Annotated in this window: 13 protein-coding genes; 3 read left to right on the top strand and 10 right to left on the bottom strand. The window is 52.4% G+C overall.

Annotated features, from left to right (window positions below; genetic code table 11):
* Positions 1–111: 111 nt before the first annotated feature.
* From DBY90_RS06725 to DBY90_RS06685, 8 genes are all read right to left on the bottom strand, one after another.
* Positions 112–1,092, bottom strand: a complete 981-nt coding sequence (locus DBY90_RS06725) for a PhoH family protein (RefSeq protein WP_070492867.1) — start codon at positions 1,090–1,092, stop codon at positions 112–114.
* A gap of 69 nt (positions 1,093–1,161) precedes the next feature.
* Positions 1,162–2,835 carry an AMP-binding protein gene (locus DBY90_RS06720; RefSeq protein ID WP_070492865.1) on the bottom strand — a complete coding sequence of 558 codons (1,674 nt, stop codon included), beginning with the start codon at positions 2,833–2,835 and terminating at the stop codon, positions 1,162–1,164.
* Positions 2,836–2,941: 106 nt separating this feature from the next.
* Positions 2,942–4,045: a tRNA 2-thiouridine(34) synthase MnmA gene (gene mnmA / locus DBY90_RS06715; protein WP_070492863.1), complete on the bottom strand. Its 1,104-nt coding sequence runs from the start codon at positions 4,043–4,045 to the stop codon at positions 2,942–2,944.
* A gap of 201 nt (positions 4,046–4,246) precedes the next feature.
* The gene (locus tag DBY90_RS06710; protein ID WP_070492861.1) at positions 4,247–4,726 is read right to left on the bottom strand and encodes a copper chaperone PCu(A)C; all 480 of its coding nucleotides are present in this window, start codon (positions 4,724–4,726) and stop codon (positions 4,247–4,249) included.
* A gap of 195 nt (positions 4,727–4,921) precedes the next feature.
* Positions 4,922–5,314: a diacylglycerol kinase gene (locus DBY90_RS06705; protein ID WP_070492859.1), complete on the bottom strand. Its 393-nt coding sequence runs from the start codon at positions 5,312–5,314 to the stop codon at positions 4,922–4,924.
* Positions 5,315–5,467: 153 nt separating this feature from the next.
* Positions 5,468–6,424, bottom strand: a complete 957-nt coding sequence (gshB, locus tag DBY90_RS06695; protein ID WP_070492856.1) for a glutathione synthase — start codon at positions 6,422–6,424, stop codon at positions 5,468–5,470.
* Between the two features lie 154 nt (positions 6,425–6,578).
* A complete protein-coding gene (recN, locus tag DBY90_RS06690; RefSeq protein ID WP_070492854.1) occupies positions 6,579–8,240 on the bottom strand; it encodes a DNA repair protein RecN in 1,662 nt (553 codons plus the stop codon).
* A gap of 257 nt (positions 8,241–8,497) precedes the next feature.
* Positions 8,498–9,694 carry an acetate kinase gene (locus DBY90_RS06685; protein ID WP_070492852.1) on the bottom strand — a complete coding sequence of 399 codons (1,197 nt, stop codon included), beginning with the start codon at positions 9,692–9,694 and terminating at the stop codon, positions 8,498–8,500.
* Positions 9,695–10,218: 524 nt separating this feature from the next.
* Between DBY90_RS06685 and DBY90_RS06680 the strand changes: the two genes are divergently transcribed.
* The 3 genes from DBY90_RS06680 to DBY90_RS06670 are packed head-to-tail and all read left to right on the top strand — an operon-like array spanning position 10,219 to position 12,040.
* Positions 10,219–10,524, top strand: coding sequence for an HLGFF motif protein (locus DBY90_RS06680; RefSeq protein ID WP_070492850.1), 306 nt, complete (start codon positions 10,219–10,221; stop codon positions 10,522–10,524).
* Entirely contained in the window at positions 10,524–10,721 is a 198-nt protein-coding gene (gene ccoS, locus DBY90_RS06675; protein ID WP_199904701.1) for a cbb3-type cytochrome oxidase assembly protein CcoS, read from the top strand. Before DBY90_RS06680 ends, ccoS begins: the two co-directional genes overlap by 1 nt.
* Positions 10,718–12,040 (top strand): MFS transporter, encoded by a 1,323-nt coding sequence (locus tag DBY90_RS06670; RefSeq protein WP_107986870.1) that lies wholly within the window; start codon positions 10,718–10,720, stop codon positions 12,038–12,040. The genes ccoS and DBY90_RS06670 overlap by 4 nt, the downstream gene beginning before the upstream one ends.
* 225 nt (positions 12,041–12,265) lie before the next feature.
* On the opposite strand, the gene bamC is transcribed toward DBY90_RS06670, so the two are convergent.
* On the bottom strand, positions 12,266–13,393 hold the full coding sequence (bamC, locus tag DBY90_RS06665; protein ID WP_107986868.1) for an outer membrane protein assembly factor BamC: 1,128 nt from the start codon (positions 13,391–13,393) through the stop codon (positions 12,266–12,268).
* A 72-nt stretch (positions 13,394–13,465) separates the two neighbouring features.
* Positions 13,466–14,347: a 4-hydroxy-tetrahydrodipicolinate synthase gene (dapA, locus tag DBY90_RS06660; protein ID WP_070492844.1), complete on the bottom strand. Its 882-nt coding sequence runs from the start codon at positions 14,345–14,347 to the stop codon at positions 13,466–13,468.
* Positions 14,348–14,419: the final 72 nt, after the last annotated feature.

The raw sequence follows: 14,419 nt of genomic DNA, 5'->3' as shown, positions 1-14,419 counted from the left end.
TCTTAAAATCCAGAAGATACTTTCGCAAAATCATCAAGACGCGCGAATACCACAAAGGTCGTCTGAAAACCATGTTTCCGGTTTTCAGACGACCTTTTTGAACTTCATCGTTCATCGTTCGGCGGTATTATTTTTTTCAGCCTGCTCTTCTGCCGCTTCATACGCTTCCACAATTTTTTGCACCAGCGGATGGCGGACGACGTCTTCGCTGGTGAAGGTGTGGAAATACAGCCCTTCTACGTCGCGCAGTTTTTCACGGGCATCTTTCAGGCCGGATTTGATGTTGCGCGGGAGGTCGATTTGGCTGATGTCGCCGGTGATGACGGCTTTTGCGCCGAAGCCGATACGGGTCAGGAACATTTTCATCTGTTCGGGCGTGGTGTTTTGCGCTTCGTCCAAAATCACATACGCTCCGTTGAGCGTGCGGCCGCGCATATAGGCGAGCGGGGCGATTTCGATCAGGCCTTTTTCCATCAGTTTGGTCACGCGGTCGAAGCCCATCAGGTCGTAGAGTGCGTCGTAGAGCGGGCGCAGATAGGGGTCGACTTTTTGTGCCAAATCGCCGGGCAGAAAGCCGAGTTTTTCGCCTGCTTCGACGGCGGGGCGGACGAGGACAATGCGTTCGATTTGGTGTTTTTCCATGGCATCAACGGCTGCGGCGACGGCGAGATAGGTTTTACCCGTACCGGCTGGACCGAGTCCGAAGACGACGTCGTGGTTCAACAGCGCGCGGATGTAGCCGTTTTGACGCGGGGTGCGCCCGCCTATGCTGCCGCGTTTGGTGCGGAAATAATATTGTTGATCGTGATGCTTTTCTTCGTGTTTGTCGTCGGCAGTTTTGGCTTCGACGGCGGCGAGGCGGATGGCGTTGTCGTCCAAATCGCCTTGTTCGGCGGCTTCGGCAAGCGCGAGCAAGGCGCGGCGGCCGGCGTGGGCGAGTTCGCCCATGAAGGTGAAGTGTTCGAAGCGGCGGCTGATTTGGATGTCGAGGGCTTTGCCTAGGGCTTCAAGATTGCCGTCGAGCGCGCCGCAGAGACGTTGGAGGACGGTATTGTCGATGTCTTCAAATTGAAGATGGACGGTATGGGTCATGTGCTGGTTTCCATGATGATTAAAGGTCGTCTGAAAGGTGCGGGATGCTTTTCAGACGACCTTTCGGTGTTATTTGTTTTGCGCTTGTTCGCGAAGCTCGCGGCGCAGGATTTTGCCGACGTTGGACTTGGGCAACTCGTCGCGGAACTCGATGTCTTTCGGCACTTTATAAGCCGTCAGCTCGGAGCGGCAGAATGCGATGAGTTCCTCTTTGGTCAGGCTCGGGTCTTTTTTGACGACGAAGACTTTGAGTGCTTCGCCTGTTTTTTCGTTAGGCACGCCGATACAGGCGACTTCCATGACTTTATCGTTGTGCGACACGACTTCTTCGATTTCGTTCGGATAAACATTAAAGCCGGAAACGACGATGAGGTCTTTTTTGCGGTCAACGAGTTTCAACCAGCCTTTTTCGTCCATGACGGCGATGTCGCCGGTTTCCAAAAAGCCGCGCGAATCAATGGTTTTCGCGGTTTCTTCGGGACGGTTCCAATAGCCTTGCATCACTTGCGGACCGCGCACCCAAAGTTCGCCCGGCTGTCCGATGGAGACTTCTTTGCCGTTTGCATCGCGCAATTCAATTTCGGTGGAAGGAACGGGCAATCCGATGCCGCCGCTGTATGCTTCGATATTGAGCGGGTTGCAGCACACGCCGGGGCTGGCTTCGGTCAGACCGTAGGCTTCGACGATGGGCGTACCGGTAATTTTTTTCCATTTTTCGGCGACGGCTTTTTGAGTCGCCATGCCGCCGCCCAAAGTCAGGCGCAGATTGGAGAAATCGACGGTGGCGAAATCGAGTTGGTTGACCATGCCGTTAAACAAGGTGTTCACGCCGATGAAGACGCTGATGCGCTCTTTTTTGAGTTCGCCGATAAAGCCTTTCATGTCGCGCGGGTTGGTAATCAGGATGATTTTGGAACCGGCGTTGGTGAAAATCATCAGGTTCACCGTCAGGGCGAAGATGTGGTAAAGCGGCAGCGCGGCAATGACGGTTTCTTTACCTTCGCGCAGTTGGTTTTTAATCCATTCTTTCGCCTGAAGCATATTGGCGCAGATGTTGCCGTGGCTGAGGATGGCGCCTTTGGCGACGCCGGTCGTGCCGCCCGTGTATTGCAACAGCGCGGTATCTTCGCGGGTCAGGGTAACGGGGCGGAAGGTATGCGCCGCACCTTCTTTCAGGGTCGTCTGAAAAGGGATAGCGCCGGCAATACGGTATTCGGGCACCATTTTTTTGATTTTGCGCAGCACGAAATTCATCAGCGTGCCTTTGAAGAAGCCGAACATTTCTCCGACAGAAGCGACGATGACGTGTTTGATTTGCGTGCGCGGCAGCACCAGCTCCAACGTGTTGGCAAAATTTTCCAAAACGATGATGGTGGTCGCGCCGCTGTCTTTCAACTGATGCTCCAGCTCGCGCGGGGTGTAGAGCGGGTTGGTGTTTACCGCCACCAGCCCCGCTTGCAGGATGCCAAAAAGTGCAATCGGGTATTGCAGCAGGTTGGGCAGCATAATCGCCACGCGCTCGCCGCGCGGCAGCTTCAGGACGTTTTGCAGATAGGAAGCGAAATTTTCCGCCAGCTTGCCGACCTCGGCGTAAGTGAGCGTTTTGCCCATGTTTTGAAACGCGGGTTGATGCGCGAATTTTTCAACGCTTTGACGGAATACGTCGCTGATAGAGCTGTATTGCGTGATGTCGATTTCGGCATTGACGCCTTGTTCGTAGCTGTTGAGCCAGAGTTTTTCCATATAAATCAGTCTTGTTTCGTTGGTTTTATGATTGTCTTGGGGTCGTCTGAAAAGGCAGGAACAAACCTGCCGTAATGGTTTTCAGACGACCTTTTGTCTTTTTTATTCAAGCGGTAATAATGACGGGCTTGTCGGTGGACATGATAATGCCGCCGCCCAAGCAGACATCGCCGTCGTACAGCACAGCGGATTGACCGGGCGTTACCGCCCATTGCGGTTCGTCGAACACCAGCTCGACCGTTTCATCATCCAGATAACGCAATTCGCAGGGCGCGTCTGCCATGCGGTAGCGGGTTTTGCAGGTGTAGCGCCCTTCTTTCGGGCGTTCGGGCAGGGTGAAACTCAAATCGTTCATGACGAGGCTGCGGGTGTAGAGCAGCGGATGGTCATGACCTTGCACGACGATGAGTTCGTTTTTCGTCAAATCCTTCGCGGCGACAAACCACGGTTCGCCCGCTCCGCCGATGCCCAATCCTTTGCGCTGTCCGAGCGTGTAGAACATCAGCCCGACGTGTTCGCCGACGATTTTTCCTTCGGGCGTCACCATTTTACCGTTGTTGGTCGGCAGGTATTTTTGCAAGAACTCGCGGAACGGACGTTCGCCGATGAAGCAGATGCCGGTACTGTCTTTTTTGGCGGCAGTCGGCAAATTGAATTCGGCGGCAAGGCGGCGGACTTCAGGTTTTTCCAAATCGCCCAACGGGAAAATCGCGCGCTCGAGTTGGAAAGGCTTGAGGCGGTAGAGGAAATAGCTTTGGTCTTTGTTTTGATCCAAACCTTTGAGCAGGTAATGCACGCCGTTGCGGACTTCTTTGCGCGCATAGTGTCCGGTGGCAATGGTATCCGCGCCCTGCTCTATGGCATAGTCCAAAAAGCATTTGAATTTGATTTCGGCGTTGCACAACACATCCGGATTCGGCGTGCGCCCCGCGCTGTATTCTTTGAGGAAATAGGCGAATACGTTGTCTTTGTATTGGGCGGCAAAATTGACGATGTCGATGTCTATACTGATGATGTCGGCGACGGCAATGGCATCGAAAGAGTCTTGCTTGATGCTGCAATATTCGTCATTGTCGTCGTCTTCCCAGTTTTGCATAAACACACCGCGCACTTGATAACCCTGCTGTTTGAGCAAGGCGGCGGTTACGGAGGAATCGACACCGCCGGAGAGCCCGACGATGATGTTTGAAGGTTGTTGAGTAATGTCCATGAAGGGGATATGGGTAGGAAACAGCAGTTTTTAAAGGCGGATTTTAGCACATTTTGATGAAGGGATAAGGAAGGCCCTAAAAGAGAAATGGCTTTCGGATGAATTTCATACTGCAAGAAATGATTGAATTTGCTCAATCAAAATAACAAAAAGGTCGTCTGAAAATATTCAGACGACCTTTTGAATTCAAACTATGAACGATTAGTGTTGATGCGCGCCACCGTGGTCATGGCCGTGACCGTGGTCCATGCCGGATTGCGGTGCGGTTTTCACTTCCAGTTGTACGGTTTGAGGTTTGGCGTTTTTGAATTTCAGGGTAACAGGTACTTTTTCGCCTTCTTTCAGCGTTTTTTTCAGACCCATGAACATAACGTGGTAGCTGCCTGGTTTCAGCTCGGTTACTCCTTTTGCTTCCAGCGGGATGCCGCCTTTAACTTCGCGCATACGCATTACGCCGTTGTCGTTGACATGGGTATGCACTTCAACGCGATCGGCAACCGGGCTGCTGCCGCCAACCAAGAAGTCTTGTTTGGCTTCATCGTTGTGGATTTTCATGAACGCGCCGCCCATTTTCATGCCTTCGACAGTAGAACGCGCCCAGCCGTCTTCAACTTTAATGCCGGCTGCGGATGCGGTAGATACCAAGCCTGCTGCAATCAGGGTTACCAATAATTTTTTCATGTATTGCTCCTTTATGATGAAATGAGTGGGTTTGTTGCGGCGAAAATCCTTCCGCGCGACATTGCATGTTGATAATACTGTTTTTTATCTTACAGGCAAAGGTCGTCTGAATGCTTTGACTCAGATTAAACAAAATGATTCAAATTAATTCATGAGAATTAATACTTAGTGAGTATAAATCATCTTAAAGTAAATTCAAACATACCCGCGCCACAATGCAATCGCCCACACGATGCCCAACATCGTCAAAGCGAGTAATTGCGCGGCGGAGCTGGCATCTTTGGCGCGTTTTGCCAACTCGTGTTTTTCAGTGGACGTGTGATCGACGGCAGCTTCGACGGCGGTGTTGAACAATTCGGTAATCAGCGAAACAAACGACGCGATAATCAGCAGCATTTTGGTCGCGGAGTCGAAATTGAGGATGAAGGTCAAGACAATCAAAATCAGGTTCAGCCACAATACTTGGCGGAACGCGCTTTCATAGCGGTAGGCGGCGGCAAGCCCGTCTTTGGAATAGCCGAATGCGTTGATGATGCGTTTGATGCCGCTTTTGCCTTTTTTATCGGCAGCGTAAGAAGATGGTTTCATCAATAATGTTTGTGTAAATGTTTATATAAATAAAAGGAAGTCGTCTGAAAACGAGTGCAGAGAGTTTTGCCAAAACGAGCGAAGCGGGTTTCGCCAAAATGAGCAAAGCAGATTTTGCTAAAACAGATTCGAGTTTCAGACGACCTTTTGGGATTATTGTTTAGACCAAGCCTCGACAGCGTCGGCAAACATCGCGGCGACGTCGAAGTTTTTTTGTTTCATGATTTCTTGGAAACCGGTCGGGCTGGTAACGTTGACTTCGGTCAGATTGCTGCCGATGACGTCCAAACCCGCAAGCAAGATGCCGCGGCGTTTGAGTTCGGGGGCGAGGGTTTCGGCAATTTCCCGGTCGCGTTCGCTTAATTCCTGCGCCACGCCGCGCCCGCCTGCTGCAAGGTTGCCGCGTGTTTCGCCGTTTTGCGGAATACGCGCCAAAGCATAGGGGACGACTTCGCCACCGATAATCAGGATGCGTTTGTCGCCGTGGACGATTTCGGGGATATAGCGTTGCGCCATGATAGTGCGGGAATCAAGCTGCATCAGGGTTTCGAGGATGCTGCCGATATTGGGGTCTTTTTCGGTCAGACGGAAAATGCCCATGCCGCCCATGCCGTCGAGCGGTTTGATGATGATGTCGCCGTGTTCTTTCAAAAATGCGCGGACATCGGCGGAACGGGTCGTTACCAACGTAGGCGCAGTGAACTGGCTGAAGTTCAAAATCGCCAATTTTTCATTGAAGTCGCGCATCGCCTGTCCGCTGTTAAAGACCTTCGCGCCCTGCTGTTCCGCCAGCGTCAGGAATTGGGTGGCGTAGAGATATTGCATATCAAACGGCGGGTCGGTGCGCATAATGACGGCATCGAAGTCTTTCAAGGTCGTCTGAACTTTGTCTGCCGCTTTAAACCACTCATGATCATCATCGTTTTTCGCGCCGAGAAACTCAAACGGCGCAGCCTGAGCAGTCACCAATCCTTGCTGCACGGACAACTCGCCGCTCAAGGTATGGAAAAGCTGCCAGCCGCGTTTTGCCATCTCGCGCATCATCGCATAGGTGGTGTCTTTATAGGTTTTGAAACTTGCCATCGGATCGGCAATAAACAGGACTTTCATGGGAACTTCCTTATAAACAAACGACGTAATCATACCTTGTATTGAGGTCGTCTGAAAGGGCGCGGGCAGTTTGGCAAAGAGGTCGTCTGAAAAACGGTTTGTGAATTGGGTTGCACACAAACTGCCTTTTCAGACGACCTCTTCGATTCTGCGTTTAAGCGGCGGCAAGACTGATTAACTCTGCGGCATGGCTGCGGGTCGTATCGGTAATGATTTCTCCGCCAAGCATACGGGCGATTTCTTCGATGCGCTGCTGGTGATCCAACACGCTGATTTCGCTGACGGTTTGTTCGCCTTCGCTGTGTTTGCGAACCTGCCAATGGTTTTCACCGCAGGAAGCGACTTGCGGAAGGTGGGTCACGGCGAGCACTTGGTGCTTTTTGCCCAAAGCGCGCAGGGCTTTGCCGACCATTTCCGCCACGCCGCCGCCGATACCGGTATCGACTTCGTCAAAAATCAGCGTGGGAACTTGCGTGTATTGGCTGGTGACTACCTGCAAGGCAAGGCTGATGCGGGCAAGTTCGCCGCCGGACGCGACTTTGTTCAGCGGACGGGACGGATTGCCTTTGTTGGCGGCAACTTGAAACTGTACCTGCTCCAAACCGTGCGCAGTGGGGGAAGACGGCAGCAGGACGATGTCGAAACGCGCGCCTTTCATGGCGAGATGCTGCATATTTCCGGTCGTTTCCTCGCCCAATCTGCCCGCCGCCTGATGGCGCATGGCGGAAAGAACGTGGGCGGCTTCCTGATATTCGGCAAGATTGCGGGCAACGGTTTGCGTCAACGCTTCCAAATCGGCGGCGGCTTGCAGGCTTTGCAGACGCTCGTCGATTTCAGCCAGCTTTTGCGGCAAGGCTTCAGGCTCGATGCGGTATTTCCGCGCCATCCCCATCAGCTCGCCCATGCGCTGTTCCTGCGCCGCCAATTCGTTGGGATCGATATCGCTGCGGCCTGCGACGTCGCGCATATTGGCACTGATTTCGCCCAATTCGGCTTCAATGCTCGCCAGCATATTCAGGCTCTCGGCGAAACGCGGCTCAATGTTTTGCAGATTGGTCAACAGTTTTTGGCATTGATAAATTTGACGTTGGATGCCGTTGTCACCATCAATGTAGTCACCGACTTCTTCGGCGGCTTGCAGCAATTCGGCGGAATGGGCAAGGCTGTCGTGGCTTTGGCTGAGGGCTTCCCATTCGCCTTGTTTAACGTCCAACTGGTTCAATTCGTTGAACTGCCATTCCAAACGCTCACGCTCGATAATGATGGTCTCGGCGTGTTCCTGCGCTTCTTGGAGGGCTTTTTTAGCGTTGACCCAGTTTTGATAAAGCTGTCTGACGGTTTCCGCCTGCTCTTTGCTGCCCGCAAATGCGTCCAACAATTCGCGCTGGGCGGATTCTTGATTGAGGGAATGGTGGGCGTTTTGCCCGTGAATGTCGATAAGCTGTCCGCCGACGGCTTTGAGCTGCGCTAGCGTGGCTGCCTGATTGTTGATAAAGCTGCGGCTTTTCCCTTTGGCATCGATGATGCGGCGGATGCTGAGTTCTTCCGCGTCTTCGTCTAGAAAACCCTGCTCTTGCAATTGGGCTTTGAGATCGGGCAAAAGGCTGATGTCAAACAATGCCGACAACTGCGCTTCCTTCGCGCCGCTGCGGACTTGGCTGTAATCGGCTTTGTCGCCCAACAGAAGCCCGATTGCGTCCAACGTAATCGATTTGCCCGCGCCTGTTTCGCCGGTCAAAACAGTAAAACCGCTTTGGAAATCCAGATTGAGGTTTTCAACAATGACAAAATCGCGCAGGGAAAGTGCCAACAGCATGGTAGTATTCCTTAGTAAATCGATCGCACATCGGCGGCTAACTTTAGATATGCTGATTATAACTAAGATTTTTTATAGTTTGAATAAGATTTTCTATATTTATTCAAATTTTTCTTATTGAAATTTTATACATCTGATTTTTATTATTTTATTTACAACACTTTCAAAATTAAGTCGTCTGAATAGGCCGTCAAAAACAGTCGGCAACAAAAAAACCTGCCGCTTCGGGCAGGTTTTTTATCGGATGATGCGCTGTATTACAGGCCGCTCAGACGGGCGGTGTCGTGTGCAATCATCAATTCTTCGTTGGTCGGAATCACAACGGCGACGGCTGCGCTGTCGGCAGTCGTAATCACGCCTGCGTTACCGAAGCGGGCTTTCAGGTTGGCTTCGTGGTCGGCTTTCAGACCGAGGAAGCCCAAGTAGCCGAGTACGCGTTCGCGAATGATGTCGGAGTTTTCGCCGATACCGCCGGTGAAGACGAGTGCGTCAAGACCGCCGGCTGCGACAGCCATGCTGCCGATGTATTTGGCGAGGCGGTAGATGAAGATTTCCAGAGCCAGTTTGGCACCTGCGTGGCCGTTGGCGGCTTCTTCTTCGATGGTACGGCAGTCATTGGACAAACCTGAAATGCCGAGCAGACCTGATTTTTTGTTCAGCATGTCGGTGATTTGGGTGATGGTCATGTTGGCATTTTCAGCCAAGAAGCTGAAAACTGAAGGATCGACATCGCCGCTGCGTGTACCCATTACCAAACCTTCCAGCGGGGTCAGACCCATGCTGGTATCTTTACATTCACCGTTGGCAACTGCGGCGATAGATGCGCCGTTACCCAAGTGGGCAATCACCATGCGCAGGTCTTTTTTGTCTTTACCGAGGAAACGGGCGGTTTCATCGGAAACGTAGCGGTAGCTGGTACCGTGTGCGCCGTAGCGACGCAAGCCGTATTTTTCATACAGTTCATGCGGAATAGCGTAGGTGTAGGCATGTTCCGGCATGGTTTGGTGGAAGGCGGTGTCGAATACGACGACGTTGGGCAAACCTTTGAAAATGCTTTGTGCAGCACGCAGACCCAAAAGGTGCGCAGGATTGTGCAGCGGAGCGAGCGGAATACATTTTTCGATGCCGGCGATAACTTCGTCGTCAACGAGGATGGATTCGCTGTACAACTCGCCGCCGCTGACGACGCGGTGACCGATGGCACCGATGCGGCTGTCGAGGCCGTGGGCTTTGAGTTCTTCCATCAGGGCTTCAACTGCGCCGGTGTGGTCAGGCTTGGCAGACAGGTCGACTTTGTGTTTTTCGCCGTTTACTTTGAACGTGATGTAAGCATCGGGCAGGTTGAGTTTTTCGGCAAGGCAGCTGAGCAGGACTTCGCCGCTTTCGTTATCCAGTACGGCACCTTTGAGGGATGAGCTGCCGCAGTTCAAAACTAAGATAAGTTTTTGGGTCATTTGTTGTGGCTCCTGAAGGTTTCAGACGACCTTTGTGGGCAGTATCGGCAATCTGTTCTTTGTCGTCAATATACCGCCAAACATCTCCCGCAGGCATAGTGGATGCGCTTGAGGGCGGCGCCGAGCGTCTGCGCGGCGTGCCGTATCGGTTGGTGGCGTAAAATCTATGAAAGAAAAAATTATCGTTACATTCGGAATGGCGGAAACTTTATGAATGTTGCTTTCCGTGTGGCTTCTGCCGCCGCTGATTCGGCGGGGTCGTCTGAAATCGGTTGATGAATGTAAACCGCGCTATTCTAGCAAAAAACGGGGTCGGCTGCTTGGCTTAATGTTTGACTTGGAACATGCCGGAGGCGATAAAGGAAGATATTGATGTTTAAAGGGAAACGGTTTGTTTTCAGACGATCTGTCAAGCGCGGGGGCGCAAAGCCCTTTGCAGGGGCGTGTCAAACTGTTACATTTAGACAGTTTTTGTATTCACTATGTCGTCTGAAAACAGCGGCAGCCTTTTAAGATTCTTTGATATGCACTATTTCAGTATCCATACGCAACAAGGCGCCCATGTGGGCTTTTTCATCATGCTGCCGGATGACGAATCCGAAGCGCAACCACAGAGCGGGCGTTTTGCCGTCAAGCTGCAAAGTGAAGAAGGCGTGGCAGCGGAGGCTTTGGCTCCTTTCGAGCAAACGGAGACTCCGCAATATTGGCGCGTCGTGAAAGACCGTATCGAACTGTTTTTCGACGACACCCTTGTCGGCTCGCTGCGCAACGAATATCTGACCGTATCGGGACAGACTTTCGTCTTAACCGATTTGACCGGAGCGATGTGATGGAAAGTATGTTTATTTTGGTGCCCATCAGCATCATTTTGGCGTTTGCCATCGGCTATTTTTTTTGGTGGTCGGGCAAAAACGGACAGTTTGACGATCTCGAAGGGCCGGCACACCGCATCCTGATGGACGACGATTCCACCGACAAACTGCTTGAAGACGAAACAGCAGAAGAAGAACAAGAATCCGAAAAATGAGCCTCAAAAAAGACAATCTGAATTTCCCGACCAGCCGCCGTTTTGCCCCACTATTCGGCACGCAGTTTCTGGGCGCATTCAACGACAATATGTTCAAAACCGCGCTGTTTGTGATGATCAGCTTTTACGGTTTGGGCAAAAACGACTTCCTGCCCACCAGCCAAATGCTGAACTTGGGCGCGTTGCTGTTTATCCTGCCGTATTTCCTGTTTTCCGCGCTGTCGGGACAATTGAGCACCAAATTCGACAAAGCCGTCTTGGCGCGCTGGATCAAAGTATTGGAAATCGTGATTATGGCGGTGGCGGCGTTCGGCTTCTATATCCAATCTGCCCCGCTGCTCTTGGTCTGCCTGTTTTGCATGGGCGCGCAATCGACGCTGTTCGGCCCGCTGAAATACGCCATCCTGCCCGATTATCTCAACGACAAAGAGCTGATTATGGGCAACAGCCTGATCGAATCGGGAACGTTCATCGCCATTTTGTTCGGTCAGATTTTGGGCACATCCGTCGCAGGTCTGCCACCCTCCGTCGTCGGCATCTTAGTATTGCTCGTCGCCATCGGCGGTACGCTGACCAGCCTCTTCATGCCCGGCGTCCCCGCCAAAGCCCCCAACACCAAAATCGAATGGAACATCGTCAAAGGCACACACGCGCTCCTGCGCGAAACCGCGCAATATGATTCAGTTTTCACTTCCATCATCGGCATTTCGTGGTTTTGGTTTATCGGCTCGGTTTACACCACCCAACTGCCGACCTTCACGCAAATCCATCTGGGCGGCAACGACAACGTCTTCAACCTCATGCTCGCCCTATTCTCCATCGGCATCGCCGCCGGCTCGGTGTTGTGCGCCAAACTCAGCCACGAACGCCTGCTCTTGGGCTTGGTAACTGTCGGTACGATGGGTTTGACCGTGAGCGGCTTGATTTTGGTATGGCTGACCAACGGACAACGCTTTACCGAACTCAACGGCATCACTTGGTTTCTCTCGCAAGGCATCGCGTATCCCGTTATGCTTGTCATGACGCTGATCGGCTTCTTCGGCGGCTTCTTCTCCGTCCCGCTCTACACTTGGCTGCAAACCGCCAGCAGCGAATCCTTCCGCGCCCACGCCGTCGCCGCCAACAACCTCATCAACGGCGTATTTATGGTGTCCGCTTCCATTTTAAGCGCGGTACTGCTGATGTTGTTCGACAGCATTTCCCTGCTTTACCTGATCGTCGCCATCGGCAATATCCCTTTGATTGTTTACCTGATACAGCGCGAACCCCGTTTCTTAAACGATATGGGCAAGATATTCGGCAATATCATCAAACGGTAAGCCTGAGTTTAAAAAGAGGTCGTCTGAAAACGGGAATCCAATTTTTAGACGACCTTTCGCTTAGCTGATGTTTAAGCGTCAATCATCTTTAAAATCAATCTGATGTCTTCATTTTATACTTGAATCATAAATTGACAGGTCTATTTGGGGAATGACTGTATTTTGCTTGTCGCTTTTGATAAGCGCAAAAAAACCTCCTGTGGACAGGAGGTTTTGAGAAGCGGGTTAGCGCAATTCGGTATGCAGACGGCTGATGAGCGTAGAGGCATCGCTGCCGTTGTATGCGCTGCCGTCTTTGTTGAGAAGGCGGATTCGTGAACCGCCGTTCACAGGTTCGACGAATACGATGATTTCGGGGTAGGCTGCCGGTTTCTCAACTTTTTTGCCTTTGCCAAACATACGGCTGAAGAAGCCCGGTTTTTTCGTGGAAACGGCTTCGCTTTCGTTAGGTGCCTGTTGAACCAAGAAGGCGTGGCGTTCGATGTTTTGACCTAAGACATTCAAGCCGATGCGGTCGAGGGCGAGCGCGGTGCGGCGCCAGTTGCGGCCGTAGTCGCCGGAGACGAGCAGGGTGTTGCCGTCGATTCGCGCCAATTCGTTGCCGCTGCGTTTGGCAACGCTTTGGGTCAGCGCGTTTTCGGCTTGTTGCTGATCGACGCCCATATATTGCATGAAGCGTGCGAGGAAGGCGGCTTCAAGGTTGGGGTCGTTAGCGGCAGGCTGCCATGTGGTCGTATCTTTGTTTTTGTCTGCGTAAACTTCTTTCATACCTTTGTGGGCGAAGAAAACGTCGGTCGTGCCGTTTTTGCTTTGTTCGATACGGATGATAAATTTATCGCGCTCGCTGGTGGAATAGATGCCGCCTAAGCCGACTTTGTCCAGGAGGCGGCGCAGGCCGTCTTGCGGAATTTTCGCGCGGTTTTCAGCCCACTCGGTTTCCATTTGACCGATACCGGGTTCTTCGGATTTGATGTCGAAGCCGTTTTCTTGCCAGAATGCTTTCAGCAAAGGCCAAATTTCGGCAGGAGATTTACCTTGGACTTCAACCCAGCGTTGGTTGCCGTCGCGCTCCAAACGGACGCCTTTGACGGATTTGAGGACTTCGGAGTTGGCGGCTTGTTGGGTTGCTGATGTGCGGCGGCTCAGATCGCTGGCGCGGACGGCACCGCTGCCCGCAGGTACTTGATAGAGGTTGCCTTGATCGGGATTGTTCAAATCAGGCGGTACTTCTAATTTGACGATTTTGCGGGTCTGGGTTTGGTAATCCAGCTTGGGCAGGTCTTTTTTGTTGCCTGAACAAGCGGTCATACTGATCAGGGCGATTGCTACGACGACAGGTTTCATATAGGCCATATTGGTTTCCTGTGGGATGTGATGGATTAACGGCAGGTCGTCTGAAAACGGTTTTCAGACGACCTTTGCGGTTTATGCGGTGAGTTGTCCGGATTCTTGCAATGCGGCGCGGACTTTTGCCTGTCCTGTTTCGCTCAGGGGAACGAGCGGCAGGCGGACATAAGGGTCGCATTTGCCCAACGCGGATACGCCCCATTTGGGCGCGGCAGGGCTTGGTTCGCAGAACATAGTGTTATAAATCGGAATCAGGCGGTCATTTAATTGACGGGCGGTCGCAATATCGCCTGCAAGGGCGGCGCGGCACATGTCGGCGAAGAGTTTGGGGGCGACATTGGCGGCAACGGTGACGACGCCGTGTCCGCCGCAGAGCATGAAGGGCAGGCCGGTGGGGTCATCGCCGGAAAGGATGGTGAAACCTTCGGGCGCGTGTTTGATTAATTCGAGATTGTTGCTGATATTGCCGCTGGCTTCTTTGACGCCGACGATGTTCGGGATTTTGGCGAGGCGCAGGATGGTGTCGTTGGTCATGCTGACGACGGTGCGGCCGGGTACGTTGTAGATAATCATCGGAATCGAAGTGGATTCGGCGATGGTTTTGAAATGTTGGTAAATGCCTTCTTGGGAGGGCTTGTTGTAATAGGGAACGACGGAAAGGGTGTAGTCTGCACCGGCTTTTTCAGCGGCGCGGGAGAGCGCGATGGCTTCGAGGGTATTGTTGGCGCCGGTGCCGGCGATAACGGGGACTCGCTTGTTGACGTGTTTGACCGTTTCTTCGATTACGCTTAGATGCTCTTCGACGGAGAGTGTGGCGGATTCACCTGTCGTGCCGACGGCGACGATGCCGTCAGTACCGTTTTCGATATGCCAGTCGATCAAATCGCGGAGTTGTTCGTAATGGATGCTGCCGTCTTGATTCATGGGGGTAATCAGGGCAACCAAACTGCCTTGTAACATAAGGAAACCTTTTATTTGTAGGGCGCAATAGGGTTTGCTTCTAAAGGGAAGGAAATGCTTGGGATTGTAGCT

The sequence above is a fragment of the Neisseria mucosa genome (assembly GCF_003044445.1).
Lineage (GTDB): Bacteria > Pseudomonadota > Gammaproteobacteria > Burkholderiales > Neisseriaceae > Neisseria > Neisseria mucosa_A.
Note: the sequence above shows the minus strand (reverse complement) of the source record. Positions and strands in the feature narration are given on the sequence as shown.

Excerpts from the sequence above, each read along its gene's own strand:
- DBY90_RS06725 (WP_070492867.1), bottom strand. The coding sequence starts at position 1,092 with ATGACCCATACCGTCCATCTTCAATTTGAAGACATCGACAATACCGTC.
- DBY90_RS06720 (WP_070492865.1), bottom strand. The coding sequence starts at position 2,835 with ATGGAAAAACTCTGGCTCAACAGCTACGAACAAGGCGTCAATGCCGAA.
- mnmA (WP_070492863.1), bottom strand. The coding sequence starts at position 4,045 with ATGGACATTACTCAACAACCTTCAAACATCATCGTCGGGCTCTCCGGC.
- DBY90_RS06710 (WP_070492861.1), bottom strand. The coding sequence starts at position 4,726 with ATGAAAAAATTATTGGTAACCCTGATTGCAGCAGGCTTGGTATCTACC.
- DBY90_RS06705 (WP_070492859.1), bottom strand. The coding sequence starts at position 5,314 with ATGAAACCATCTTCTTACGCTGCCGATAAAAAAGGCAAAAGCGGCATC.
- gshB (WP_070492856.1), bottom strand. The coding sequence starts at position 6,424 with ATGAAAGTCCTGTTTATTGCCGATCCGATGGCAAGTTTCAAAACCTAT.
- recN (WP_070492854.1), bottom strand. The coding sequence starts at position 8,240 with ATGCTGTTGGCACTTTCCCTGCGCGATTTTGTCATTGTTGAAAACCTC.
- DBY90_RS06685 (WP_070492852.1), bottom strand. The coding sequence starts at position 9,694 with ATGACCCAAAAACTTATCTTAGTTTTGAACTGCGGCAGCTCATCCCTC.
- DBY90_RS06680 (WP_070492850.1), top strand. The coding sequence starts at position 10,219 with ATGCACTATTTCAGTATCCATACGCAACAAGGCGCCCATGTGGGCTTT.
- ccoS (WP_199904701.1), top strand. The coding sequence starts at position 10,524 with ATGGAAAGTATGTTTATTTTGGTGCCCATCAGCATCATTTTGGCGTTT.
- DBY90_RS06670 (WP_107986870.1), top strand. The coding sequence starts at position 10,718 with ATGAGCCTCAAAAAAGACAATCTGAATTTCCCGACCAGCCGCCGTTTT.
- bamC (WP_107986868.1), bottom strand. The coding sequence starts at position 13,393 with ATGGCCTATATGAAACCTGTCGTCGTAGCAATCGCCCTGATCAGTATG.
- dapA (WP_070492844.1), bottom strand. The coding sequence starts at position 14,347 with ATGTTACAAGGCAGTTTGGTTGCCCTGATTACCCCCATGAATCAAGAC.